The organism is Bradyrhizobium sp. 62 (assembly GCF_023073035.1).
Taxonomy (GTDB): domain Bacteria; phylum Pseudomonadota; class Alphaproteobacteria; order Rhizobiales; family Xanthobacteraceae; genus Bradyrhizobium.
This window is the reverse complement of sequence record NZ_JADPIT010000032.1, coordinates 867,478-891,571: the sequence shown is the minus strand read 5'-3', so window position 1 is coordinate 891,571 and position 24,094 is coordinate 867,478. Positions and strand designations below refer to the sequence as shown.

The following is a 24,094-nucleotide window of genomic DNA, read 5'->3' as shown; positions in this document are numbered from 1 at the left end:
CATCATGCTGGAACTGCGCAAAGACATTTTCGCCGACGAGCGCGACGACAATCTCAAGGAGATCGGCAAGGGCACGCAGCGCCAGGACATGCTCGGCCATGTCACGGGCACATCGAGCTATTTCAACGACCACAAGCTCCAGGGCATGCTGCACCTGAAAGTCGTCCGCTCGACCCATTCGCATGCGAGGATCCGGCGGATCGACACCACGGACGCCGAGCGCTCAGCCGGCGTGCGCCGGATCATCCGCGGCTCCGACGTACCCCGCAATCTCAATACGCTCTTGAGCCTGATCAATTTCGGCAAGGACGACGAGCCCTCGCTGGCCGTCGACAAGGTCCGCTACAAGGGGGAGCCAATCCTGGCCATCGTCGCCGACAGCGAGCGCGAGGCGTTTGAGGCGATCGCAAAGGTGCGGATCGACTATGAACCGCTGCCAACCGTGTTCGACGTCGAAGATGCGCTGAAGGCCGGCGCGCCCGTCGTCAACGACACCTATCCGAAGAATGCCTTCATTTATCACGACACATACGACCACCAAAAGCTCCGCTTCGGCGATGCCGATGCCGCACTCGCGACCGCCGATCACGTGCTTGAACAGCGCTACCAGATGTCGCCTATCGAGCACGCGCCGACTGAAACCAACGGGTCGATCGCGGCACCCGACACCAACGGGCGCTATGTCGTCTATACGTCGACGCAGGCGCTGTTCTTCTCGGTCGACACCTGCGCCAAGATCCTCGACGTCCCCTCCAACACCTTTCATTTCATCGGCGGCACCGTCGGTGGTGGCTTTGGAGGCAAGGTGGACACGTTGACCGAACCGTTATGCATCCTGGGTGCGATGCTGACGGGACGTCCCGTGCGCTACGTGTTCGGACGCGAAGAAGAGATGCAATACGGCCCGCCGCGCGGCGCCGAGCGCATCTACATCAAGGACGGCGTGATGCGCGACGGCCGCGTCGTCGCGCGAAAGATCCGCGCATATTTCGACAGCGGCGCATATACGCGGCTCTCGAGTTATGCCGCGGTGAAATGCGCGGCCCATCTGCCAGGGCCCTACACCATCCCCAACGTCTATGGCGACGTCTACTGCGTCTTCACCAACCGTACGCCGGCAACCGCGATGCGCGGCTTCGGCGTCACGGCAATGGATTTTGCGATCGAGTGCCAGATGGACAAGCTCGCGAACCTCGTCGGTATGGATCCGATGGAGCTCCGCATCCTCAATGCCTATCGCGACGGTGACATGAAGGCGCATCGGCGCGAGGCCAAGAACACGGCGCTGATCGAGTGCGTCCAGGTCGCCGCGGAGAAAGCCAAATGGCCGATCCGCGACGAGTTCAAGCGCGCCTCTTCCCGCAAGGACGGAGGCGGCAGCCGCGCCGCCGTCCCGCGGACGCCCGCCGACAGCAATGCGCGGACAACCGCGCCGGCGCAGCAGCGCACGAACTATGATCGGCTGCCAGCGGCCGCGTTGCGCGAACCGCCGCGCGAGCCCCCACCGCCCGCGCCCTCCCCGCCGCAGCCACCGCGACCGGCATCGCCCTCGCATGGGGCGGGCCGATTCTCATCCGTGTTCGGCACCAGGAGGCGTTGAGATGACCCGACATCGCGGACGCGGCATCGCATCGGTCAATTATCCCATCGGCATGAACCTCGGCGGCGATCCCAGCCAGGCCCTGGTTCATTCCAATCCAAGCGGTAAATTCACCGTAGCCCTATCCTCGATCGATCTCGGTCAGGGCATGAAGTCGGTCACGCGGCAGATTTGCGCAGAGACGCTCGGCGTACCCGTCGAGGACGTCTACGTCGACACCGCCGATTCCGACACCGGCCCGCATTGCATGGGCTCGTTCGCTTCGCGCGGCACCCATCGCGTCGGCAATGCCGTGATGGCGGCGGCGCGCGAGGCGCGCGGCGTGATGATGGAGGCCGCCGCCGAGGAACTCGAAGTCAACGCCGCCGATCTCGAAACCGACGGACGGGGCAACATCCACGTCAAGGGCGCGCCGCACCGCTCGATCTCCACCAAGGACGTCGCCATCGCCGCGCAGTTCAAGCAAGGCAAGACCATCGCCGGCCGTGGCATCTTCCTGGTTCCTCTGTCCAATGTCGATCCGGAAACCGGCGAGATGTCGCCGGCGACCTGCTACGCTCATGCCTGTCTTGTCGCCGAGGTCGAGGTGGACGACGAGACCGGCGAGGTCACGATGATCCGCATGGACTCTGCCTACGAGCTGGGCCGCGCGCTCAACCCGCGCCTGGTCGAGCAACAGCTCGTTGGCGGCGCCTGGATGGGCGTCAGTCACGCGCTCTACGAGACGCCCGAACCCTATTATCCCGACCCTGTCCACGGCCCTCGCGACTTCGTCGAATATGTGATGCCCGGTCCTGGCGACATCTGCCCCCACGACATCGCCGTGTTGGAACGCCCCGCTCCCGATGGCCCCTTCGGCGCCAAGGGCCCCGGGGAAATGTGCGCAAATCCCGTATTGCCGGCCGTTGCGAATGCCATCTTCAACGCCGTCGGCGTCCGCATCGACGATCTGCCGATTACGCCGGAGAAGGTGCTGCGCGCGATCAAGGCCGAGGGCGGCGCGCGCCCTCAGGCGCGGCGCTGAGGTCTCGATGGCCGTCCGCAGCAACATCGTCGGCATCGACAGCCCCGAGGCACTGGAGAAGGCGCTTCGGGCCGCCTATTACCTCGCCGACGAGGGACTGGCGACCGCCGCCTATCTCGGGCTGGCACTAGGCAAGCCATTGCTGCTCGAGGGTGCGCCGGGCGTCGGGAAGACCGAGGCCGCCAAAGCCATTGCCGCCGTCCTCGGCCGCCGCCTGATCCGCCTGCAGTGCTACGAAGGCATCGACGCGTCCGCCGCACTCTACGAATGGAACTATCCGCGCCAGATGCTCGCCATCCGCCAGGCCGGCGATGAGAGCATCGACATCTACGGCGAAACGTTTTTGATCGAGCGACCGATGCTGGCGACGCTGCGCGCGCCTGACTCAACAGTGCTGCTGATCGACGAAATCGACCGCGCCGACCAGGAGTTCGAAGCCTTCCTGCTCGAGTTTCTGTCCGACTTCCAGATCTCGATCCCAGAGCGCGGTACCGTGCGCGCCTCGGAACGGCCGGTCGTCGTCCTGACCTCAAACCGCACGCGGGATCTTCACGAAGCGTTGCGGAGGCGGTGCGTCTATCACTGGATCGACTATCCCTCGGCCGAGCGCGAAGCGCGCATCGTGATGATGCGGGCCTCCAGCGTCGCCGAGGGGACCGCGCGCGCCGTCGTCGCGGCCGTCGAGAAGCTGCGACGCGAGCCGCTCAGCAAGGCGCCCGGGATCGCCGAAGCCGTCGACTGGGCTGAGGCTGCCACACTGCTGCACAAGGGCGGCGCGCGCTGGCCCGATGCCTTCAGGCGCTCGATCGGCGTTGCTCTGAAAGACGAGGAAGATCTGCACTTCATTTCGCCGCGCCTCGACGCCCTGCTGGCGGAGGCCTCTGCATGAGCGCCGAACCCGAGCTGCCGCGCGCTGCGCGCGTTTTCATCTCGTTCGTCGGGTTGTTGCGAACGAACAGGTTTGCCGTCGCGCCGGAACAGACAACATCGTTCCTGGCCGCGATCCAGTTGCTCGGCCCCCGCAGCCTGGAAGACATTCGGCAGGCAGCCCTCGCGACACTGGCCTCTCCCCCGGAGCGTCGCGCAACGTTCGACCGGCTGTTCGATCTGCACTTTCGCGGAAACGAGGCCATCGAGCGCGTCGATGACGGTGAGGACGACGAGACAGTTCGGCTGCAAGAGGAGGCTCGTGGAAACGACGAGCCGCTGTTGTCGGACGAGGCCAACGAGTCCGGTCTCGCAGCTGCGCGCGCCGAAGCCCTGGTCGAGCGCCGCTTTGCGCAGCTCTCGACCACCGATGCGCTGCGCCGGCTTGCCCGCGAGGCGCCGAGGCGCCTGCCGAAGCGGCGCGGCCATCGCCGCATGCGGGCTCGCAGCGGGCCCTACGCGGATTTGCGCCGCACCCTACGCGACTCCGTTCGCAGCGACGGCGAAATTCTCCGGCTGGGACGTTTGAAGCGGCGGCAGCGTCCACGCAAGGTGTTGCTACTGATTGACGTCTCTGGCTCGATGAAGACCCGCACCGAGGAGAATATGAAGTTCGCGCACACCCTGGTGCAGGCGGCGCCCAACGTCGAGGTCTTCACCTTCGGCACGCGGCTGACCCGCATCACCCGGCCGTTGCGTCTCAAGCGGCGCGAGCAAGCGCTCAACGCCGCGGCCTATGCAGTCAGCGACTGGGACGGCGGCACCCGAATCGGCGACGCGCTGCAGGCCTTTCTCGCCGTGCCCCGCTTCGCCGGATACGCGCGGGGCGCCGCCGTGATCATCGTTTCCGACGGCCTTGAGCGGGGCGAACCCGATGCGTTGCGCGATGCGGTCGCGAAACTATCGCGCCGCGCGTGGCGCGTGAGCTGGCTGACGCCGCTCGCGTCCGGCCCCGGTTTTCGCCCGCAGACCGAAGCGCTGGTCGCGATCGAGCGCTTCGTCGACGACCTCGTCGATGGAGGATCGAGCGCGTCGATCGTCGCGCATGTGCTGGCGCTGGGACAAAGGAGAGTTGCGTGACCGACATCGTCGATGGGCACCATCATATCTGGCGCCAGGCCGACCTGCCCTGGCTGGTGGGTCCGATGCAGCCGCGCATCTTCGGTCCGTACGAGCCGATCCGGCGCGATTACCCGATAGAGGAATATCTCCGCGACCTCGAAGGCAGCGGCGTCACCCGCTCGGTCTATGTCCAGACCAACTGGGCCAATGACCGCTACGAGGACGAGGCCGCCTGGGTGCAGCAGACGGCCGAGGAGCACGGCTGGCCGCATGCCATCGTGGCTTACGCCGATTTTTCAGTCGACGACGTGCGTCCACAACTCGACCGCCTGAAGCGCTATGCCCTCGTGCGCGGCGTCCGCATGCAACTTCATTGGCACGAGAACCCGCTTTATCGCTTTGCCGCGCGGCCGGATCTCTGCACCGATCCCGTGATCCAGCGCAACATCGCCCGGCTTGCGGACTATGGCTGGAGCTTTGACCTTCAGGTGTTCACGCCGCAGATGCCGGACGCCGCACACCTTGCGGAAGCCTGCCCGAAGGTGACCTTCATCCTGCAGCACGCTGGCATGCTGGAGGACCTTTCACCCTCAGGCCGCGCCGCGTGGCGCGCCGGGATGGCCCGCCTCGCCGCATGCCCGAACGTCGTGTCGAAACTGTCGGGGCTCGGAACCTTCATCCACGGCAACGACCCCGCGCATATCGCATCCGTCCTGATCGACACGATCGCGATCTTCGGCGCCGAACGCTGCCTGTTCGGTTCGAATTTCCCAATCGAGAAATTGTGGACCAGTTACCGCGAGCTGATCGATGCCTTCCGTGCCGCCGCGGCGCCGCTGCGCGATGATCAGCGCGAAGCCATTTTCAGAACCACTGCCATGCGCGTCTATCGGCTTTGAGGGCTGAGGAAACGAACAAAAACGGATACAGGGAGGGACGGAATGCCGCTGGAGATCAAGATCCTGGACTATGGCGACATCGAGCTGGAATCGAGCTTTCTGGTTCTCGGCCACGACTGCGGCCGGACCCGCCGTGTCCTCACCCTCGGCTTCCTGATCCTCGGCGGTAAATTTCCGGTCGTGGTCGACACGGGTTACCGCTCGAACCAGATCATGGAAACACTGGGGATGCGCGGCCTGCAGTATCACGAGCACATGATCGAGAACCAGCTTGCGCGGCACGGCGTGCGGATGGGCGATGTGCGATTCGTCTGCCACACCCATCTGCATATCGACCACGCCGGCAAGGACGATCTGTTTCCGATGAACACGACCGTCGTCCTCAACCGTCGGGAGCTCGAGTATTCCGTGTCCGGCCTGATGCATCCACAATATCCGGCGCCGGATATCAAGCATCTGATCGACCGTCTGCACACCAAGAGTGCGCTGCGCTTTCTTGACCTCGAGATCACAGGCCCCATCGAGCTGATGCCGGGCGTCTACTGCGACGCAGCGAATGCGCATACCGAGGGCTCGATGAACATCATCGTCGAAACCGCCGACGGCATCGCCACCATCTGCGGCGACGTGATCTATGATTTCAACGACCAGATCGTGACGCCCTTCAACGAGATCCACGACTGGGAGCCGCGCACCACGGGCAACCACGGCACCACCAAGCGGGCCGAGAAGGCCGCCATCAAAAAGCTGCTCAGCAATTCGCGCTATCTGCTGCCGGTCCACGACCGTCCCGCCAAGATCGAGGGCGGCAACGTCGTCGGCCGGCTGCACGACCAGGTCCCCGGACCGATCGTGCAGTCCCTGCCTCAGCGCAACTGGTTTCCGGCCTAGACGCCAGAGGATCGACCGATGACGCACGTCACCTTACGCTCCGAATTCGAGACCCTGATCGATCCTTACGCACCAGTCGCGCAGATCGGCACCGGTTTTGACTTCACGGAGGGACCGATCTGGCATCCGGTTGATCATTATCTGCTCTTCTCGGACATGCCGGGCGACGTGCGCCGGCGCTGGGATGCGCGGCGCGGCGTCGCCGAGGTCAAGCGTCCCTCGAACAAATGCAACGGCATGACCTATGACGCCGAACTTAATTTGATCGTTTGCGAGCACGAGACATCGTCGTTGGTCCGCGAGCGGCCAGACGGACGGCGCGAGGTGCTGGCCTCGCACTTTGGGGGACAGGAGCTCAACAGCCCCAACGACGTCTGTGTGCACTCCTCTGGCGCCATCTATTTCTCGGACCCCTGGTATGGCCGCATGCCGGTCTATGGCGTCGAGCGGCCAAGGCAGCTCGGCTTCCAGGGCGTCTATCGCGTCGTGCCCGGCGCCGACCCGAAGCTTGTCGTGGACCGCAATCTGTTCGACCAGCCGAACGGCCTGTGCTTTTCGCCGGACGAGAGGCTGCTCTATGTCAACGACACCGTGCAGGCACTGATCCGCGTGTTCGATGTCAACTCCGACGGTTCGCTGTCGACCGCGCGGGTGTTCGCAAGCGGCATCCGCTCCGAGCTCGAGCCCGGCTTGCCCGACGGCATGAAGTGCGACCAGCACGGCAACGTCTGGGTCACGGCACCCGGCGGGGTCTGGGTCTATTCGCCGCGGAGCGAGCTGCTCGGCAAGATCCGCCTCCCCGAGCTCGTCGCCAACCTTGCCTGGGGCGGGCCGGATTTCCGCACGTTGTACCTGACTTCGACGCACTCGGTCTATGCGATCCCGACCAAGGTCGGCCCGCGCCACGAGCCCTATATGAGCGGCAAGCGAGGCAGCGGCACTGCAGCGGCGGGCTCTGCTTCCGCTGCACCCGTCCTCGCCGACGGCGAGATGCAGATCGACCCGCAACGCTGTGCCATGATCATCCAGGATCTCCAGAACGACGTCATCATGGACGGGGGCGCATTCGCGGATTCCGGCGCACCAGGTCACGCGAAGCAGCAGCACGTCGTCGAGAATGTCCGCCGCCTGGCTGAAACCGCCCGGGCGCGCGGCGTCGCCATCATTCATGTCTGGTTCGTCGTCGAGCCCGGCGCGCCCGGCGTGACGCTGAATGCGCCGCTGTTCGAGGGTCTCGTCGACAGTAAGGCGATGGTGCGCGGAAGCTGGGGGGCAGCACCGGTGTCAGGTCTCGAGCCGAGGCCCGGCGATTTCGTGGTCGAGAAGGTGCGAATGAGCGCCTGGGAAGGCACGAGGCTCGAAACGATCCTGAAAGCCACCGGCCGCGACATGATCATCAACACCGGCGCCTGGACCAACATGTCGGTCGAGCACACGGCGCGGACCGGTGCCGACAAGGGCTACTTCATGATCGTTCCTGAGGATTGCTGCTCGACCATGAATGCCGACTGGCACGCTGCCTCGATCAACTTCGCCATGCAGAATGTCGCCGTCGTGACCAAGGCCGATGCGGTCATCAAAGCGCTGGGATGAGCGGTGGCGAAGCTCCTGCACCTGTCCTGCTCGCCCCGCGACGACTCCTGGTCAAGCGCCGGCGCACGCGTTTTCCTCGACGGCTTTCGCCGAGCTCGGCCCGATTGGGACGTGGACGTCATGGATCTCTGGCGCGAGCGCCTGCCGGAGTTTTCAGGCCCCATTGTCGAAGCCAAATATGCACGGATGAAGGCGCAAGCCTTCAACGACGCGCAGCGGGACAGCTTCGCGGAAACCGAGCGGATGGCGGTGCGCTTAGCGCTCGCCGAGCGGGTGCTGATTTCGACGCCGATGTGGAACTTCAGCATTCCCTATAAGCTCAAGCAATTCTTCGACGTCATCGTCCAGCCCGGGCTCACCTTTCGGTTCGACCCATTCCTTGGATACATCCCGTTGCTGAAAGACCGGCCGACCATCGTCATCATTGCCAGTGGCAGCGATTTCGCCACCGGAATGAACCGCGGGCGCATCGACATGGCAACGCCTTACCTGCGCGAAATTTTGCGTTTTGTCGGTATCAACAATGTCCGTTTCATTCCGATCGGGCCAACCACCGGACCGCAACAGCCCATTGAGGCGGCCCGCGAAAGAGCCCACCAACGTCTGGCCGTAATGGCCGCGAGCTTCTGATGCACCCCGCAGGCCATTCAAAGGTTACGGCAAATTGTCCCGCAGAAAAATGTCGATGCGGATGCGCTCCTGGTCGGGGCTGATGGGCTCACCCGAACAATGCGCGAGCAGGACTCGCGCTGCGGACCGGGCCTCGTGGCCGGGATCCTGGTTGATGATGGCATCGAGGGTGCCACGGACCAGGAAACGCCGCGTGTATTGAGTCAGCTCGTGGGCAATCCAGACCACCTCACGCGCCCGTCCCGAGGCCTCGAGCGCATCGGCGATGCCACGGTTTCCGGCGCCACAGCAGTATATGCCGCGCAGATCTGGCTGGCGCGCGAGCAGTGCCGCAGTGCGCTCCCGCGTCCGCTTGGTGTCATCGCGACCCTCGATCACCGGCAGCGCGAGCAGGTTCGGATACTCGCTGGACAGGATTTGGTGGAAGCCGAACTGCCGCTCAGTGTGATCGCGCAGCGACAACGATCCTGCGATCACGGCCACCGTCCCCTCGCGACCAGTGAGGAACCGTCCCATCAGCGTTGCAGCGGTGCGGCCTGCCGCCGGGTTGTCGATGCCGACATAATGCAGCCGGCGCGAGCTCGGCGCGTCCGACACAAGGGTCACCACAGCGACGCCGCGCGTGGTGAGCTCGTCGATCGCGGCGCGCACCCTGGGATGATCGAGCGCGATGACGGCGACGCCCTGGTACGCGGGCGAGAGATTTTCCAGCGCGGTGGCGAGTACGTCCGGATCGAACACATCGACATGGAGGATATCAATGAAGCCGCGCTGGCCGGCGAGCCAGTCCGCGGTGCGCTGGACCTGCTCGGTCAGGTTGGTCATGAAGCTGTTGGTACCGGTCGGCAGCACGAAGGCAAAGCGGAACGTCTGCCCCCGTGCAAGCCGAGCGGCCGCGACGTCGGCTCGATAGCCGAGTTTTGCCACCGCGGCCTCGACCCGCGCCACGGTCTTGGCGCGCACGCCCTCGCGCCGGTTGACGACGCGATCGACCGTGGCGAGCGAAACACCCGCCGTGCGCGCGACGTCTTCAAGCGTAGCGCGAACCACCGACTGGGTCGCAACGGCTGTCATTCGCGCGCCGCCCACAACATGCCACGGGTCATCAACGTCCGGATCTCCGGTACGTCGAGCTCGTAAGCGCGGTGGCCGAGCGAGGAATAGAACACCCTGCCCGCGCCGTATCGCTTCTTCCAGACCACGGGCATCACCACGCCCTCGATCCAGGGCGCGTGCTCGCCGGTGAAGGTCGTCGTCGCCAACACCTCGTTGGCGGGGTCGACATGCATGTAGTATTGCTCGGAACGATGCTCGAAACTCTTCAGGCCCTTCATGATGGGATCATCCGGCTTCGTCAAGTCGACCTTGTAGTCGATGATGTTGCCGGGATGCGCAACCCACTGCCCGCCACACAGGAACTGGTAATCGACGGAATCGCGGAATGCGTCGCCCATGCCGCCATGATGGCCGGCGAGCCCGACGCCGCTGCGGACCGCAGCGCAGAGATTGAGCGCTTCCGCCTTCTCGATTGTCGACATGGTATAGATCGGGATGATCAGCGACAGGTCGTGAATCGCGGGATCGGCGAACGCGGCGGTGGTGGTTTCGATCCGCACCTCGAAGCCTTCCGCCTTCAGCCAACCACGGATCATCGAAGCACAGAGATCGGGATCGTGCCCCGGCCAACCGCCCCATACAATCATTGCCTTGCGCATGTTTCTGTCCTTAGTCGATCTGTCCGGTTTCACGCCCGGCCGGCAGCATCGCCGGCCGCTCGACGCAGCTCTCGATCTTGACGCGTCGCCCTTCGTCGGCAGAGATCTGGAACGCCTCCATCACCTCCAGCACGTGGAACGCGAGCGCGCCGCTGGCACGGTGCGGCCGGTTGTTCAGGATCGCGGAGGCCATGTCCGCGACGCCAATGGAACGGAACTCGCCATCGACATGACCGTGGGTCAGCGGCACCGGCTCCCAGTCGCCGCCGGTCTTGGCGACTTGTACTTCGCCGCCGAAGCGGTTCGGGTCCGGCACGAGCATGCTGCCCTTGTCGCCATAGATCTCGATTGGCGCGTGCCGGTGCTTGGGGACATCAAAGCTCATCGCGATCGAGACGACCGCCCCGCTCTCGAATTCGAGCGTGCCGGCGACATGGGTCGCAACTTCGACCGGGATCAACGTCCCGTTCATCGGCTGGCTGGTGACCAGCCGCTCGGATTTCGGACGCGCGGTCGAGCCCATCACGCTCGCCACGGGGCCGAGCAGCTGCACGAGGTCGGTGATGTAGTACGGGCCCATGTCAAGCATAGGCCCGCCGCCGCGCAAATAGTAGAAGCCCGGCGCCGGATGCCAACGCTCGTGGCCGGGGCAGCCAAAGAACGCGCTACCGGCCACGGGCGTGCCTATCGCGCCATCGTCGATCAGCTTGCGCGCGGTCTGATGCCCACCGCCAAGGAACGTATCGGGCGCGCAGCCGACGCGAAGGCTCTTCTGCGCGGCGAGGTCCATCACCTTGCGGGCTTCCGTGACGTTGATGCCGAGCGGCTTCTCGGAATGAACGTGCTTGCCGGCGTTCAGCACCGCGAGGCTGACGTCAGTGTGGGCGAGTGGCACAGTGAGATTGATGACGATCTCGACGTCGTCTCGCTTGAGCAGCTGATCAACCCGCATTGCCGGCAGCCCGAAGGCGGCGCCCTGCCGCTCTGCCGCATCGCTGCGCATATCGGCGAGCGCCTTGATTTCCATGACTGCGAAGCGCTGGGCCGCCTTCAGATAAGCGGTGCTGATATTGCCGCAGCCGATGATGCCGATGCCTACTTTTCTCATTGTGATCTCCGTGAGGTACCGTTCATCCCTTGACCGCACCGGCGGTGAGGCCTGCGACGATGTGTTTCTGCGCCAGAAGAAATAAAATGATCGTCGGCAGGATGGTAAGCGTGATGAAGGCCAGGATCAGATGCCACTCGGACGAATACTCGCCCTGATAAACCATGATGCCGAGCGGCCAGGGATAGAGCGCGTCGGTGTTGAGCATCACCAGCGGCAGCAGATAGGCGTTCCAGCTGTTGACGAAGGTGATGGTACCGACGGTCGCCAGGATCGGCCGCGATAACGGCAACGTTACATAGCGGAAGAATTTGATATAGCTGCAGCCGTCGACCAGCGCGGCCTCCAGCAGTTCGTAGGGGATGTCCTTGAAGAAACGCCGCAGCAGCAGCACGCTCATCGCAAGACTGAAGGCCGCCTGCGGCAGGGCTACCCCGAGATATGTATCGAGCAACCCGAGGTCGCGCACCTTGATGAAGAGCGGCAGCACCGCCGTCGCGGCCGGAAACAGCAGGCCCAGCGTCAGGTAGCTCAGCAGCATCGAGCTGCCGTAGAACCTGATATGGGCGAAGGTGAACGCCGCCATTGAGGCGACGATCAGGGTCAGTGCCACCGTGAGGGTCGAGATGATCAGCGAGTTGCGCAAGAGCTGCCAGTAGCGTGCAGAGAACAGGATATCAGCATAGTTCTGCCACTCCCAGTGACGTGGCAGGCCGAACGGATTGACGCGCAGTTCGCCGAGCGATTTGAAGCCACCGAACAAGGTCGCAAGCAGCGGTACCATTACGATGATGGCAACGACGGCCAGGAACACCAGCTTGAACAGCATTGAGAGCTCGAACGGCGCATGGAAGGTCCTGGCGTTACTCATCGCGCATGAACCATCGCTTGTACGTGAAAGCAAAGGTCACGCAGATCGCAAACAGGATGACTCCGATGGCGCTGCCGTAGCCGACCCGCATGCGCGAGATGCCGTTGTTGTAGAGGAAGCTCACCATCGTGTTCGAGGAGTCCGCTGGCCCGCCGCGCGTCAGGGGCATAACGAGGTCGAACAGCTGCAGCGAACCGACGATAGCGAAGAACACGGAGAGCCTTATCGTCGGATAGAGCAACGGGATGACCACATGTCGCAGGGCTTGCGATCGGGTCGCGCCGTCGATACGCGCCGCCTCGACCAGGCTCTTGTCGAGGCCCTGGAGCGCTGCGATGAACAGCATCATGTGGAAGCCAAAGTACTTCCAGACGATCACGATCAGCACCGCCAGCATGGCCGTATCGGTCGAGGCAAGCAGATGCGGAGGCTCGGCGCCGAAGCTGCGCCAGATCGAAGCCACAAGGCCGTAGTCGCCATCATAGACGAAGCTGAAGATCAGCCCGGTCGCGATCTCCGCCAGGATATAGGGCATGAAGAACAGCATGCGCAGCGCCACTGCCCCGCGAAAGCGCTCGGCGAGCATCAAGGCCAGCGTGAGCGCAAGCGGCAGCTGGATGGAGAGCGAAACAGCGATGATCAGCCCGTTGTTACGCAGCGCGAGCCAGAAGGCGCGGGTCTCGAGCACGAAGCGGTAATTGTCCAGGCCAATCCAGTTGGTCGGCCTGCCGAACCCGTTCCAGTTGAACCCCGAATACCAGGCCGCTTCGCCGATCGGCAGCACAACGAACAACGTGAACAATAGCAGCGCCGGCGGCAGGAACAGGATGAGCACCGTCAGCCTGCCGTCCCAACTCGGGCCACGGACCGTGACCTGGGGCACCATCTCGCCAGCAGCGCCGATCGCCGACACGCTCGCGGTCCGCCGCGCCACCGTCAGTTGCCCTGCTTCCACGCAGTCTCGATCGCCTTGGCAGCCTCTTGCGGGCTCATGCTGCCGCCGGCGATCTCGGCCGTGACGTCGTTGACGACGCGGCCGACCGACGGACCCAGGCTCTGGTCATAAAAGTTCTGGTGGTAGTTCGACTTCGCCAGATTGGCGGCAATCAGCTTCATGAAGCTGTTGTTCAGCCCTGCGTCCGCGCCCTGTACCACCGGGATGATGAAGTTGCCGGCGGCAAGCCGCGTCTGCACCTCTTTGGAGACGAAGTATTTCAGGAAATCGACAGCCTCCTTCGGCGAGCCTTTCGTAATCAGCCAACCGGTGATGCCGCCGAGCGTATCGGTGGGCGCACCCTTGCCGCCGGTCACGACCGGGAAGTCGAACCAGCACATCTTGTCCTCGGTCAATCCGACCTTGTCGGCGGCGAGAGCGCGCTGCAGATGATAGACCGTGCTGATCGCCAGCGTCATCGCCGCCTTGCCGTCCCCGAAATAGCCGACCGCCTGCGGGCTCTTGAAACCCAGGAAGCCATTCTGGAACGGCTGGAGATCCACGAGCTGCTTGAACAGCTCGCCGGATTTCTGGAAGGTTTCCCCGGCAAAGCCGCCGTTCTCGCCGCGCAGCGCCGCATCGAACGCCGCCTTGCCGCCGATGCGCACCGCAAGATGCGTCCAGTAGAAGTGCAGCGGCCATTTGTCGGCGCCGCCGACCACGATCGGGGTCACGCCGGCGGATTTCAACGCCTTCACGGCAGCAAGCAGATCGTCCCAGCTCTTGATCCCGGCAGGATCGACCTTCCCCTTGGCCATCAGCTCCTTGTTGCAGAGGAAGCCGACCTGCGAGAGCGCCGTGGGCAGACCATAAACCCGGCCGTTGCTGGTGAAGGCGGCGAGTGCCGCGGGTGTGAGATTGTCGCTGTAGCCCTTCACAGAATCGGTGATGTCGTCGAGCACGCCGGCCTCGATCTGCGTCTTCAGGACACCGCCGGCCCAACTGTAGATGATATTGGGCCGGTCTTTGGATTGCAGGATGGTCGGCAGCTTGGCCTTGTAGGCCTCGTTCTCGAGGAACTGCATCTCGACCTTGACGCCCGGGTGCGACCCCTCATAGGCACGCGCGACCTCCTCCCAGATTTTGACCTGGGCCGGATTGGCCTCGATGTGCAGCCATTTCACCGTCGTATCGGCCGCAGCGAGTTTCGCACCGAACAGGCATGCGACAACGGCCAGTCCCAGTTTCCCGAGCAGTCTCATCACATTCCTCCCAACGGCTCTTATTCTTGGTGCAATCCTGCCTTCGATTTTTGAGGTACGCAACTGAAATTCTGATCTATGCACCTCACGAAGGAGATCGCTAAGGTGCGCGGGAGAGTCGGGCGGCGCGTCGCGCTGCCCCAACGCAAATCGAGGGATATCCATGGCTGCCGTTTATTCCGACCTCGCCGGCAAGGTCGTTCTCGTCACCGGGGGCGCATCTGGAATTGGCGCTGCGATCGTGCGGCGCTTCGCCCAGCAGAAATCCAATGTCGTGTTCTTCGACATCAAAGTCGACGAGGGCCAATCCCTGGCACGCGAGCTGTCGGATCAAGGTCTTGGCGCGCGTTTCATGCGTGTCGACTTGACCGATATCGCCGCGTTACGTGCTGGCGTCGCGGAGGCGCGCAACATGCACGGCGCGATCAACATCCTCGTCAACAATGCCGCACATGACGAGCGGCACAGCACCGAGGAAATGACACCGGAATATTGGGACAACCGTATCGCGGTCAACTTGAAGCACCAGTTCTTTGCTGCGCAGGCCGTGTTGCCGGACATGAAGGCGGCGAACGCCGGCGCCATCGTCAATTTCGGCTCGGTGTCGTGGATCGCCGGACAGGGCGGCATGGCCGCCTACACCGCCAGCAAATCAGGCGTGATCGGTCTCACGCGCTCTCTGGCGCGCGATTACGGCGCCTACAACATCCGCGTGAACGCAATCGCGCCGGGATGGATCATGACCGAGCGCCAGCTCGATAAATGGATGACGCCACAGGGCGAAGTCGAGCTGATGCAACGACAATGCCTGAAGCGTAAGCTCGTGCCGGATGAGGTCGCGAAGTTCACCATCTTCCTCGCTTCCGACGAGGCCTCCGCCTGCACAGCTCAGCACTACATCGTCGATGGCGGCTGGGTCTAAGGCGGACCAGACCCAGATCGTGCAATCGCTGGCGAACGGCTCGAACCTCGTCAACCAAGCTCCTGCCGAACCTTGGCCGCCGCATCGCACATCGCCTTCAATTTTCCAAACGCGACGGCGCGCTGCATGTATTTCATGCCGCAATCGGGCGCCGGAACGAGACGATCGGGCGACACATATTTCAGGCCGTTGCGAATGCGGTCGGCGACCGTGTCGACGCTCTCAATCTGGGGGTCTGCGAGGTCGAGCACACCAAGCATGATTTTCTTTGAGGAGAGGTCCTTCAGAACGCCGAGGTCGAGTTTTGGCTGCGCCGCCTCGATCGAGATCTGGTCGGCAGTCGTATCGTCGAGCTCGGCGAGGAACGAATAGCCGGCCGGCTTGTTCGAGCCCGGCACGACCGCCGCATAGCCGAAACAGAGATGCACGACGGTCGGCACTGTGATGCCCTTCAGCGCGCGGTTGATTGCCTTGACGGCGTAGCGCTTGGCAGAATCCGGATTGTTCCGCACCCAGGGCTCGTCGAGCTGGATCACGTCTGCGCCTGCTCTTTGCAGGTCGAGCGCTTCGGCATTGACGGCCTCCGCCAGGGCCATCGCGAGCTCTTCGTCGTCCTTGTAGAACTCGTTCTTGGCCTGCTGGCTCATGGTGAACGGGCCCGGCAGGGTGATCTTCGCTGCACGATCGGTATTCCTGCGCAGGAACTGCATGTCGTGCAGCTCGACCGGTCCCTTGCGTTTCACCGGGCCGACGACGCGCGGCACCGGGGTCTGGGTGTTACCGGTGCGCGCAACGATCATCGCGGGATTGTCTCCGTCGATCCCGTCGAGCGCCGTGGCGAAGCGGTTGGAGTAGCTCTCGCGACGGATTTCGCCATCGGTCACGATATCGATGCCGGCGCGCTCCATGTCGCGGATCGCAACGATCGTCGCATCGTCCTGGGCCTCCTCCAGATGTTCCGCTGGCAGCCGCCACATGTCGTGCAGGCGCGTGCGCGGCACCACCTTCGACAGCATGGCGCGATTCACGAGCCATTCCGGCTGCGGATAACTTCCGACCACCGTGGTCGGGAGGATATGCGTTGGCATCGGCATGAGGGTCTCCTTCTTGTTGTTGTCGAGCGCAGCCAATCAGGCTGCGCGCGTCGCCTTAGCCGGCTCTTCGTCCTTGACGGGATTGCGGAGAATCCCGATCCCGGAAATCTCGATCTCCACGATGTCGCCGCCCTTCATCCACAGCGGCGGATTGCGATAAGCGCCGACGCCGCCGGTCGTGCCTGTGACGATGACGTCGCCTGGCGCGAGCTCGGTGAAGGTCGAGCAATAAGCAATCAGCGCCGGCACGTCGAAGACGAGATCGGAGATCGGGGCCTTCTGTACCTCGACGCCGTTGAGCCGGGTAATCAAGATCTGTTTGCTGACGTCGGTCAACTCGTCGGTCGTGACCATCCATGGCCCAAAGCCGCCTGTGCCGGCGAAATTCTTGCCAGGCGCGAATTGCGAGGTGTGGCGCTGCCAGTCGCGGATGCTACCGTCATTGTAGCAGGCATAACCGGCGACATGGCTCAACGCGGCTTCGCGCGAGATGCGGCGGCCGGCCTTGCCGATGACAACCGCCATCTCGCCCTCATAGTCGAAGCGCTCGGATTCGAGCGGCCGGATCATCGGCCGGCCATGTCCGACCTGGCTGTTGGCGAAGCGGGTGAAGATCATCGGGTGTGGCGGAGTGGGATGGCCGCTTTCGGCCAGATGGGTGGCGTAATTGACGCCGATGCAGAAGATCTTGTCGGGATCAGGGACCGTCGGCAGCAGCGTGACGTCCTGCAGCGCGTAGTCGGGCTTCTCGCCCGCAAGCTTTTTCAGTTCGTCGAGCGATCCCTTGGCAAGCAGCGTCTTCAGCGTCGGACAGGTCTTGAGACGCTTGCCCGCATCGATGACGCCGTTGTCGGTGACAATGCCAAAGCTCGCTGTGCCGGCGATCGTGAAACTTGCGATTTTCATCAGTCAAACGCTCTCTTCGATGGAGGAAACATAGTCGTTGATCGGAAGTGCTATCGCGCCGTTGCGGATCGGAACGCATTGCGGCGGGAAATCCTGGCGGAAGCGGGCACCGTCCGCCTCGGCGCGGTCGAGGAACCGCTCAAGATGGTCCATCGCCCCGGTTGGAAGATCGTGCAGAACCATCAGCGTCCAGGGCTGCCGGCTGCACTGGACAATGGCGCGCTCGGTCCAGCCGTCGGGATCGTCCCAGTCGCGGGGGATCGCGTTCCAGAGCACGCAGCTGTGCTTGTGGCGGGTGAGATAGTCGACGACGGATGGCTTCAGCAGCCGCGTATCGAGATTGCCGCCGCCACCGAACGGCCGGAACCAGCGCTGTGGATGGACGAGATCACCGATCGCGGCCTGTGTGCGGCCAATTTCGCTCTTCGCTGTATCGCGATCCGGCTGCTCACCGAGCGGGACGCTGTGGGTGAAGGTGTGATTGCCGATCCAGTGTCCCTCCCCGTGCGCGCGCATCGCAAGGCCATGCCGCGCGGGATCGGCGAGCTTCTCGCCGATGACGAAGAACGTGGTCTTGATGCCGCGCTCGCCCAGGATGTCGAGCACGCGCGGCGTCACGTCGGGATCGGGGCCGTTGTCGAATGTCAGGGTCAGATCGAACACGCGAAATTTCCTCAGGTCGCCGGCTGCATCGCGCCCGATGCGATGTCATCGTTGGCCTGACCGGCGCGCGTGCCGGTCTGCCAGATCGCCGCCTTGCGCTCGATCCACCGGATCGCGGCATTGAAGGCGATCGCCATGAACAGCACGAGGAGGACGCCGGCGAACACGTGCGGACTGTCGAGGATCGTGCGGTAGCGCGAGATCAGATAACCGATGCCGGCCGAGGAGATCAGCATCTCCGAGACGACGACGCCAACGATCACCAGCGCGCCTCCCACGCGGAGCCCCGACAGCACGGTCGGAATCGCCGCGGGAATGATGACGCGAACCAGCCGCTGGCTCAGCGTGGCGCCCATGCTGCGTGCCGCGAGCAGGAGTTGAGGGTCGATGGTCTGGATGCCGGCGGCGGTGGCCAGCATCGTTGGCAGGAAACCGTAAATCGAGGCGAAGGCGATCTTGGATTCCGAGCCGATGCCGAGCCACACCGTGAAAACGGGATAGAGGATCACGAGCGGCACTGCATAGAGGCTCGACACCATCGGCATGATCAGGACGCGCGGACCCGGCAGGCTGCCGACGATAGCGCCAAGCAGGATGCCGCCGCCGCAGGCGAAGGCCATGGAGACCACGACTTCGTAGAGCGTCACCGCGAGCGCATGACCGTATTCGGGTGCCTCGGTCCATCCGGCCATCAGCGTCGATGACAGGGACGGCAGGAACAGCTCGGGAACGAGACCGGTGCGCGGCAGCAGCTCCCACAGCGCAATCAGGCCGATCACGATCAGATATCGCAGTGTCTTCGCACTTATCTTCGCAGTCAGCTTGGCGCTCATCTCCGCCTCACGCCGATTTGCGGATATGCCGCCAGATGCGGTCGCGCAAGCTCCCGAAGGCATCGCCGCTGAGCATCTCGTAGGTGCGGGGCCGCGGCAGCTGGACTTGGAGATGATCGACGATGCGGCCGGGCCGCGCCGACATCACGATCACCTCGTCGGCGAGATAAACCGCTTCGGTGAGGCTGTGCGTGACGAAGACCACGGTCTTGCCGGTCGCCGCCCAGATGCGCAGCAGCTCGTCACCCATGGTCATGCGGGTCTGCTCGTCGAGCGCAGCAAACGGCTCATCCATCAGCAGCACCGGCGGGTCCTGCACCAGCCCGCGCGCGATCGAGACGCGTTGCTTCATGCCGCCCGAGAGCTCGTGCGGATGGCGCCTGCCGAACCCGTCGAGGCCGACCAGCGTGAGCGCATCCTGCGCCTTGGCGCGGCGCTCCGCCTTGGGCACGCCACGCAGGGCCAGCGGAAACTCGACATTGTCTTCGGCCGTCAGCCAGGGAAACAGGCTCGCCTCCTGGAACACCACGCCGACCCTGTCCGGATCGGGCTGCGGAATCGGCGCGCCATTGATCGTGATCGTGCCCGAGGTCTGCTGGCGCAGGCCCGCCATCATCATCAAAAGCGTCGACTTGCCGCAACCGCTCGGGCCGACCAGCACGACGAAGCGACCCGGCTTGATATCGAGCGAAACGTCTTCCAGGGCGACCACGTCCTGGGACCTGGTCTTGAAGACCTGGCCGACATTCTTCACCTCGATCGCGCCGGCGCGCGCGGGAGGCTTCAACAGGGTCACGTTCGCCAATGGCTGCATCGCGTTTCCACCCATCTGACAAGTTCGTTGAAGGTCATGGCGATCGCGGCGACCATCACGACGCCGGCGAGGAGTTGCTTCATCTGAAAGTTCTCGCCCCAGGTCGCGATCTGGTGGCCGATGCCGTCGCGAGAGGCGTACATCTCGGCAAGGATCACGCCGGTGAGGTTGAAGATCATGGAGATTCGCAGGGCCTCCAGCAGCACCGGCAGCATGCTCGGCAGATAGACCCGGAACGCGGCCTGCATCGGAGTTGCGCCATAGGAGCGCGCCACCGTGAGATGCTCGACCTTGACCGACTCCACCGCCGTGGTCGTCGACATGATCACGATGAAGATCGTGGAGAAGAAGCCAAAGCCGACCTTCTGGGCGAAGCCGACGCCGAATACGAGGATGAACATCGGCAGGAAGATCGACTTCGGGATACTGAACGCGAAGAACAGCAGCGGCTTGGCCACGTCAGCGAAGTAACGGTTCTCCGCAACCAGGAAGCCGATCACGGCACCGAAGGGGACGGCCAGCGCGAACGCAGCCAGCACTTCGGTCGCTGTTACCATCAGGTCTTTCCGCACGGCCGCGCGCTGCAGGAGGTCGCCTAGCGTCGCAAACGTGTCGGACGCCGAGGGCAGCAGGCGCGGATTGACGATGCCGGTGCGCGACAGCAACTCCCATAGCGCCAGGACCGCGATGACGATCGCGATCCGTGCGAGCTTGATGGCAAGAGAGTTCTGCATCGTTACGGCTTGGTTGGAACCGGCTTGAACCTGGTCGAGATGACTTCCTCGACCGGCACGATGTCCTTGAGCCCGCCGAGCTTGGCGAGGTCCAGTGACAGCTGCACGGCCGCGTTCACGTCAGGCGCGCCCATGTCGCCGCTGGTCTCGAGCTTCATGATCGTGTTGTCGTATTCCAGGGCGGCGATCTCGGCCGGCATTTCGTAGAGCTCGGCGATCAGCTTGACGGTCACGTCGCGATTGGCGCGCATGAACGCAACCGCGCCATAGAGGGCGTTCACCGCCTTCTGAACCAGCTGAGGCTTTGTCTCCGCCAATTTGTCGAGCAAGATCCAGCCTGCCGTGAGGTTCGGCGGCACCGCCGTGGCGTAATCGAGGATCGACTTGGCTTCGCCCGACTTCGAGATCTGGAAGCTCAGCGGCGAATAAACCACGGCGGCCTCGACGTTGCCTGCCAGGAGGTTCGGCACCAGACCCCCGCCGCCAACCGGGACGCGCGTAAAATCGATTTTCTTGTCCTGGAGTGTCCACAGTGCGAGCAGGTCGGAACCGGAGCCGGCGGCGGTGATTGCGACCTTCTTGCCGTTGAGGCCCTTGACGTCGAGCGTCGACTTGGTCGGGACCATCAACTGCCAGCCGAAATTTCCCATCGCTGCATTGGCCACGATCCGTGACATCACACCCTTCTTGCGTCCCGCGGAGACCAGCGAGGGCGGATCGAGGATGATATCGGCCGCGCCCGCAGCCATGCCTTCGAAAGTCTCTGCACCGCTGCGGTAGATCGTGAGCTCGGCCTGGATGCCTTCCTTCTCGAACAATTTCTGCCGCACGGCCGTCTCGGCGATCGTCGTCGGCCAGTACGTCTTGGTCGGCAGGCCGACGCGGATGGTTTCGGCCGCGGTGGCAGGGCCGGCGAGCACGCCGGCTGCGAAGAGCGACGCCAATAGCGCCTTGCGGCGAGTTAATTTCATGATCTGTTTCCTCCCGGTCTCTGTTTTTCTTTGCCGGATTTTTCCGGATCGTCAGTTCGCGCCGTTCACCTCCGCAATGCGAGGCGCGGCGAGCTCGACAAACACTTTGGTGATGCCGAAGTGCTTTGCCAATGCGCGAACCGCCGCATCCGCGTCGCGCTTGACGACGGCAGCGACAATCGCCTTGTGTTCAGCCTCGACGTTGCGCGGCTTGCCGACCTCCCTGCGGATCGAGAGGCGGCGATATCGCTCGCTTTGTTCGTGCAGCACGTCGCGGAAGCCGAGCAGCCACGGCGAGCCGCAGGCATTGACCAGTGCACGATGGAAGATGCGATGGCGGACCACCCACTCCTCATAATGCACTGTCGGATCGTCGGGATAGCGATAGGGAACGGCCTTCAGGTCCGCCCAGGCGGATTTCACCGAGGCAAGCCAGGCATCGTCGCCCCGCTCGATCGAGCGACGGAGCGCAAGGCCCTCGATGTCGATCCGGGTCTGCGTCACGTCGGCGAGATCGGCGAGTGACACCGGGCTCACCCGGAAGCCACGCTGGTCGGACGCCAGCACGAGCCCGTCGGCGACCAGTCGGGAAAGTGCCTCACGTACGGCGGCAAGGCTCACGGAAAACTGCTTGGCGAGGCCGGCGATATGCAGCTTCTGCCCCGGAAGCAGCCGCGTCGCCAGGATGTCGGCGCGCAAGCGCTCGTGCAACGCAGATGTCAGGCTGCGCGGACCATCCCCGGGGCTTCCGGTCATATGAAACTGAAGCGGACCCATGGGTCGAATGATGACAAGGCAACGCGGAGGGGTCAATAGAAAATCGAAAATCGATTTTTCTGCTGAACACCCGGGAATGGTACGCCCCTATCCCCGATCAACCATCTCTGGATCCCAAACGGACCATCAACCAGGATCAGCGTAGTCGTGGTTTTCCGCGCCCCTCGTACAAGACCTGATTGGCGCGCCGCTACTTTGCCAGGCGGAACTTCCCGCCTTCGACCTTGATCAGGAAGGCCGAGCGCTCATCATAGCCGTTGTGATCGGCCTTGCTCATGTTCGACAGCCCATTGTTGAGATAGATGTTCTGCCCTCGCTCGAGTGCGTCCCGCAGAGCCGCGCGAAATTCGGTTGTGCCAGGCTTTGCCATCTTCAGCGCATCCGGTGCAGCTTTTCCGATCAGTGCGACGACATCCCAGAGGTGAGCAGCAAACATGTTGGGCTTTTGCCCGTTCGCCGCTTCATACGCGGTCACGAACTCCTCCGTCGAGCGACGGAACGGATCCCCCGTGGGAAGATCGGCGGCAATGGTAAAAGCCTCGCCCGCGAATACGGCACCTTCGACGTTCGCGCCACCGAGCTTGATGAACTCCTCACTGGCCACGCCGTGTGTCTGAAATATCTTCCCAGCGTATCCGCGCTCTCGGAGCGCCTGCTGCGGCAAGACCGCCGGAGTTCCTGCAGAAGCAATGAAGACGGCGTCGGGATTGGTCGACATCACCTTCAGCGCCTGACCCGTGACGCTGGTGTCGGCGCGTGCATAGACCTCGTGTGTGGTCACGGTCAGGCCCAACGCGGGCGCGAGGCGGCTCACCTCCTTGTAGTAGCCCTCGCCATATCCATCAGAAACGCCGATATAGCCGAGCGTCTTCACGCCTGATGTCGCGATATGCTTGAGGATGGCGGCCGCCATGAGGTCGTCATTGGGAACGACCTTGAAAGCCCAGGCGCGCTTCTCATCCATCGGTTGAACGATGGCGGTAGCGGCAGCGAGCGACAGCAGCGGCGTCTTCGATTCGAGCGCGACATCCAGCATCGGCATGGTCACCGGGGTCAGAGAAGAGCCGACCAACACGTCGACCTTGTCCTGGATCACCAGCCGGCGTGCGTTCTGGACCCCTTTGGTCGAATCCGACTCGTCGTCCAGGACGATATAGGTCACCTTCTCTCCACCGATCTCTTTCGGAAGAGCTGCAACCGCCTTGAGCTGCGGCTGTCCCAGCGCGGATCCCGGGCCGCTTGCCGAAATCACGATTCCAATCTTGATGTCCGCGTGAGCAGCATGTCCATAGAGGACGCATGCCACAAGAAGCGAGACTCGCGCGAAACCGATCTTCATGTCCTGTTCCTCCCCGTCCGCTTTGATGACTCCGCCGGCTGCATCGGCGCCCCGACTCGAGCTTGCAGTGCTCCCCAGGACACGGTCGCCGCTCAAGAGGCATGTCGTCCGACATACGCGTTTCCTCCTGCGGTCCCGAGCAACCGGGACGGGCCATGCTAAGCGGATCCCAGCAACGTGTCTGTCCCTAGCGTTAGGGACAAGTCATCGGTGCCCGAACCGGAATATTGGGGTGGGCGGACGCACAGTCGCGTTCTCGCGGCGCGTTTCGCCCGAGCTTTGCTTCGTCACTTCACCCTCGTGTCCAAGAGGGCGCAGGGAAGGCCGGGCGCCGGCTAGCACCCGCGGTCCGCTGCGCGAAAAGCACACGCAGGAAAACCGCACAGCAGCATACAGGTGTAGCCAATCACTCGGCCTTCCCTGCGCGATGGTTGGACGGCTTATGCCGTGCTCTCCCGGGAGCCGAGTTCCCTTTGGCCTCCCTCGCTCTCACAGAAGTCGCGGACACCGCGCCGGTTGACGCGA

General features: G+C 63.6%; 24 protein-coding genes. 9 read left to right on the top strand and 15 right to left on the bottom strand.

Going from position 1 to position 24,094, the window contains the following annotated elements; translation table 11 throughout:
• The first annotated feature begins 4 nt into the window (after positions 1–4).
• From IVB47_RS33465 to IVB47_RS33430, 8 genes are read left to right on the top strand one after another with little or no spacing between them, the layout of a single operon-like run.
• On the top strand, positions 5–1,600 hold the full coding sequence (locus IVB47_RS33465; RefSeq protein WP_247467928.1) for a molybdopterin cofactor-binding domain-containing protein: 1,596 nt from the start codon (positions 5–7) through the stop codon (positions 1,598–1,600).
• Position 1,601: 1 nt separating this feature from the next.
• On the top strand, positions 1,602–2,624 hold the full coding sequence (locus IVB47_RS33460; protein ID WP_085352430.1) for a molybdopterin cofactor-binding domain-containing protein: 1,023 nt from the start codon (positions 1,602–1,604) through the stop codon (positions 2,622–2,624).
• Between the two features lie 7 nt (positions 2,625–2,631).
• Complete coding sequence (locus IVB47_RS33455; protein WP_027569309.1) at positions 2,632–3,513, top strand: MoxR family ATPase; 882 nt, start codon at positions 2,632–2,634, stop codon at positions 3,511–3,513.
• Entirely contained in the window at positions 3,510–4,631 is a 1,122-nt protein-coding gene (locus IVB47_RS33450) for a VWA domain-containing protein (RefSeq protein WP_247467923.1), read from the top strand. The genes IVB47_RS33455 and IVB47_RS33450 overlap by 4 nt, the downstream gene beginning before the upstream one ends.
• A complete protein-coding gene (locus IVB47_RS33445; RefSeq protein WP_247467920.1) occupies positions 4,628–5,512 on the top strand; it encodes an amidohydrolase family protein in 885 nt (294 codons plus the stop codon). Before IVB47_RS33450 ends, IVB47_RS33445 begins: the two co-directional genes overlap by 4 nt.
• Before the next feature lie 42 nt (positions 5,513–5,554).
• Complete coding sequence (locus IVB47_RS33440; protein ID WP_247467917.1) at positions 5,555–6,403, top strand: MBL fold metallo-hydrolase; 849 nt, start codon at positions 5,555–5,557, stop codon at positions 6,401–6,403.
• Positions 6,404–6,421: 18 nt separating this feature from the next.
• A complete protein-coding gene (locus IVB47_RS33435) occupies positions 6,422–7,996 on the top strand; it encodes an isochorismatase family protein (protein WP_247467914.1) in 1,575 nt (524 codons plus the stop codon).
• A gap of 3 nt (positions 7,997–7,999) precedes the next feature.
• Positions 8,000–8,626, top strand: a complete 627-nt coding sequence (locus IVB47_RS33430; RefSeq protein WP_247467910.1) for an NAD(P)H-dependent oxidoreductase — start codon at positions 8,000–8,002, stop codon at positions 8,624–8,626.
• A gap of 24 nt (positions 8,627–8,650) precedes the next feature.
• Here the strand turns inward: IVB47_RS33430 and IVB47_RS33425 are convergent, their stop codons facing one another.
• Genes IVB47_RS33425 through IVB47_RS33400 form a run of 6 tightly spaced genes read right to left on the bottom strand, consistent with a single transcriptional unit; the run spans position 8,651 to position 14,516 of the window.
• On the bottom strand, positions 8,651–9,700 hold the full coding sequence (locus IVB47_RS33425) for a LacI family DNA-binding transcriptional regulator (protein WP_247467908.1): 1,050 nt from the start codon (positions 9,698–9,700) through the stop codon (positions 8,651–8,653).
• Positions 9,697–10,341, bottom strand: coding sequence for a ThuA domain-containing protein (locus IVB47_RS33420; RefSeq protein WP_085352425.1), 645 nt, complete (start codon positions 10,339–10,341; stop codon positions 9,697–9,699). Before IVB47_RS33420 ends, IVB47_RS33425 begins: the two co-directional genes overlap by 4 nt.
• A gap of 10 nt (positions 10,342–10,351) precedes the next feature.
• Positions 10,352–11,449 carry a Gfo/Idh/MocA family oxidoreductase gene (locus IVB47_RS33415; protein WP_247407915.1) on the bottom strand — a complete coding sequence of 366 codons (1,098 nt, stop codon included), beginning with the start codon at positions 11,447–11,449 and terminating at the stop codon, positions 10,352–10,354.
• 22 nt (positions 11,450–11,471) lie between these two features.
• Positions 11,472–12,320 (bottom strand): carbohydrate ABC transporter permease, encoded by an 849-nt coding sequence (locus IVB47_RS33410; RefSeq protein WP_247407913.1) that lies wholly within the window; start codon positions 12,318–12,320, stop codon positions 11,472–11,474.
• Positions 12,313–13,206: a sugar ABC transporter permease gene (locus tag IVB47_RS33405; RefSeq protein WP_247408802.1), complete on the bottom strand. Its 894-nt coding sequence runs from the start codon at positions 13,204–13,206 to the stop codon at positions 12,313–12,315. Before IVB47_RS33405 ends, IVB47_RS33410 begins: the two co-directional genes overlap by 8 nt.
• Before the next feature lie 50 nt (positions 13,207–13,256).
• Positions 13,257–14,516, bottom strand: a complete 1,260-nt coding sequence (locus tag IVB47_RS33400) for an extracellular solute-binding protein (protein ID WP_247467905.1) — start codon at positions 14,514–14,516, stop codon at positions 13,257–13,259.
• 163 nt (positions 14,517–14,679) lie between these two features.
• Between IVB47_RS33400 and IVB47_RS33395 the strand changes: the two genes are divergently transcribed.
• A complete protein-coding gene (locus IVB47_RS33395; RefSeq protein ID WP_247407910.1) occupies positions 14,680–15,438 on the top strand; it encodes an SDR family NAD(P)-dependent oxidoreductase in 759 nt (252 codons plus the stop codon).
• Between the two features lie 50 nt (positions 15,439–15,488).
• Here the strand turns inward: IVB47_RS33395 and IVB47_RS33390 are convergent, their stop codons facing one another.
• From IVB47_RS33390 to IVB47_RS33350, 9 genes are all read right to left on the bottom strand, one after another.
• On the bottom strand, positions 15,489–16,532 hold the full coding sequence (locus tag IVB47_RS33390) for a 5-methyltetrahydropteroyltriglutamate--homocysteine methyltransferase (RefSeq protein WP_247467902.1): 1,044 nt from the start codon (positions 16,530–16,532) through the stop codon (positions 15,489–15,491).
• A gap of 36 nt (positions 16,533–16,568) precedes the next feature.
• Positions 16,569–17,438 carry a fumarylacetoacetate hydrolase family protein gene (locus IVB47_RS33385; protein WP_247467899.1) on the bottom strand — a complete coding sequence of 290 codons (870 nt, stop codon included), beginning with the start codon at positions 17,436–17,438 and terminating at the stop codon, positions 16,569–16,571.
• A 3-nt stretch (positions 17,439–17,441) separates the two neighbouring features.
• Complete coding sequence (locus tag IVB47_RS33380) at positions 17,442–18,101, bottom strand: polysaccharide deacetylase family protein (protein WP_247467897.1); 660 nt, start codon at positions 18,099–18,101, stop codon at positions 17,442–17,444.
• An 11-nt stretch (positions 18,102–18,112) separates the two neighbouring features.
• Complete coding sequence (locus IVB47_RS33375; RefSeq protein WP_247467895.1) at positions 18,113–18,934, bottom strand: ABC transporter permease; 822 nt, start codon at positions 18,932–18,934, stop codon at positions 18,113–18,115.
• Between the two features lie 7 nt (positions 18,935–18,941).
• A complete protein-coding gene (locus tag IVB47_RS33370) occupies positions 18,942–19,748 on the bottom strand; it encodes an ABC transporter ATP-binding protein (RefSeq protein WP_051462902.1) in 807 nt (268 codons plus the stop codon).
• Positions 19,727–20,482, bottom strand: a complete 756-nt coding sequence (locus IVB47_RS33365) for an ABC transporter permease (protein ID WP_247359696.1) — start codon at positions 20,480–20,482, stop codon at positions 19,727–19,729. The genes IVB47_RS33370 and IVB47_RS33365 overlap by 22 nt, the downstream gene beginning before the upstream one ends.
• 2 nt (positions 20,483–20,484) lie before the next feature.
• Positions 20,485–21,453, bottom strand: a complete 969-nt coding sequence (locus tag IVB47_RS33360) for an ABC transporter substrate-binding protein (protein ID WP_247467892.1) — start codon at positions 21,451–21,453, stop codon at positions 20,485–20,487.
• A gap of 51 nt (positions 21,454–21,504) precedes the next feature.
• Complete coding sequence (locus IVB47_RS33355; RefSeq protein ID WP_247467889.1) at positions 21,505–22,209, bottom strand: GntR family transcriptional regulator; 705 nt, start codon at positions 22,207–22,209, stop codon at positions 21,505–21,507.
• Between the two features lie 211 nt (positions 22,210–22,420).
• Positions 22,421–23,569 carry an ABC transporter substrate-binding protein gene (locus IVB47_RS33350; protein ID WP_247467886.1) on the bottom strand — a complete coding sequence of 383 codons (1,149 nt, stop codon included), beginning with the start codon at positions 23,567–23,569 and terminating at the stop codon, positions 22,421–22,423.
• Positions 23,570–24,094 lie beyond the last annotated feature (525 nt).

What these genes read in the sequence shown, in the direction of transcription:
- IVB47_RS33405 (WP_247408802.1), bottom strand. Translation starts at nt 13,206, where the DNA reads ATGGTGCCCCAGGTCACGGTCCGTGGCCCGAGTTGGGACGGCAGGCTG.
- IVB47_RS33455 (WP_027569309.1), top strand. Translation starts at nt 2,632, where the DNA reads ATGGCCGTCCGCAGCAACATCGTCGGCATCGACAGCCCCGAGGCACTG.
- IVB47_RS33385 (WP_247467899.1), bottom strand. Translation starts at nt 17,438, where the DNA reads ATGAAAATCGCAAGTTTCACGATCGCCGGCACAGCGAGCTTTGGCATT.
- IVB47_RS33365 (WP_247359696.1), bottom strand. Translation starts at nt 20,482, where the DNA reads ATGCAGAACTCTCTTGCCATCAAGCTCGCACGGATCGCGATCGTCATC.
- IVB47_RS33440 (WP_247467917.1), top strand. Translation starts at nt 5,555, where the DNA reads ATGCCGCTGGAGATCAAGATCCTGGACTATGGCGACATCGAGCTGGAA.
- IVB47_RS33450 (WP_247467923.1), top strand. Translation starts at nt 3,510, where the DNA reads ATGAGCGCCGAACCCGAGCTGCCGCGCGCTGCGCGCGTTTTCATCTCG.
- IVB47_RS33375 (WP_247467895.1), bottom strand. Translation starts at nt 18,934, where the DNA reads ATGAGCGCCAAGCTGACTGCGAAGATAAGTGCGAAGACACTGCGATAT.
- IVB47_RS33465 (WP_247467928.1), top strand. Translation starts at nt 5, where the DNA reads ATGCTGGAACTGCGCAAAGACATTTTCGCCGACGAGCGCGACGACAAT.
- IVB47_RS33415 (WP_247407915.1), bottom strand. Translation starts at nt 11,449, where the DNA reads ATGAGAAAAGTAGGCATCGGCATCATCGGCTGCGGCAATATCAGCACC.
- IVB47_RS33390 (WP_247467902.1), bottom strand. Translation starts at nt 16,532, where the DNA reads ATGCCGATGCCAACGCATATCCTCCCGACCACGGTGGTCGGAAGTTAT.
- IVB47_RS33460 (WP_085352430.1), top strand. Translation starts at nt 1,602, where the DNA reads ATGACCCGACATCGCGGACGCGGCATCGCATCGGTCAATTATCCCATC.
- IVB47_RS33420 (WP_085352425.1), bottom strand. Translation starts at nt 10,341, where the DNA reads ATGCGCAAGGCAATGATTGTATGGGGCGGTTGGCCGGGGCACGATCCC.
- IVB47_RS33435 (WP_247467914.1), top strand. Translation starts at nt 6,422, where the DNA reads ATGACGCACGTCACCTTACGCTCCGAATTCGAGACCCTGATCGATCCT.
- IVB47_RS33395 (WP_247407910.1), top strand. Translation starts at nt 14,680, where the DNA reads ATGGCTGCCGTTTATTCCGACCTCGCCGGCAAGGTCGTTCTCGTCACC.
- IVB47_RS33360 (WP_247467892.1), bottom strand. Translation starts at nt 21,453, where the DNA reads ATGAAATTAACTCGCCGCAAGGCGCTATTGGCGTCGCTCTTCGCAGCC.
- IVB47_RS33350 (WP_247467886.1), bottom strand. Translation starts at nt 23,569, where the DNA reads ATGAAGATCGGTTTCGCGCGAGTCTCGCTTCTTGTGGCATGCGTCCTC.
- IVB47_RS33355 (WP_247467889.1), bottom strand. Translation starts at nt 22,209, where the DNA reads ATGACCGGAAGCCCCGGGGATGGTCCGCGCAGCCTGACATCTGCGTTG.
- IVB47_RS33400 (WP_247467905.1), bottom strand. Translation starts at nt 14,516, where the DNA reads ATGAGACTGCTCGGGAAACTGGGACTGGCCGTTGTCGCATGCCTGTTC.
- IVB47_RS33370 (WP_051462902.1), bottom strand. Translation starts at nt 19,748, where the DNA reads ATGCAGCCATTGGCGAACGTGACCCTGTTGAAGCCTCCCGCGCGCGCC.
- IVB47_RS33425 (WP_247467908.1), bottom strand. Translation starts at nt 9,700, where the DNA reads ATGACAGCCGTTGCGACCCAGTCGGTGGTTCGCGCTACGCTTGAAGAC.
- IVB47_RS33410 (WP_247407913.1), bottom strand. Translation starts at nt 12,320, where the DNA reads ATGAGTAACGCCAGGACCTTCCATGCGCCGTTCGAGCTCTCAATGCTG.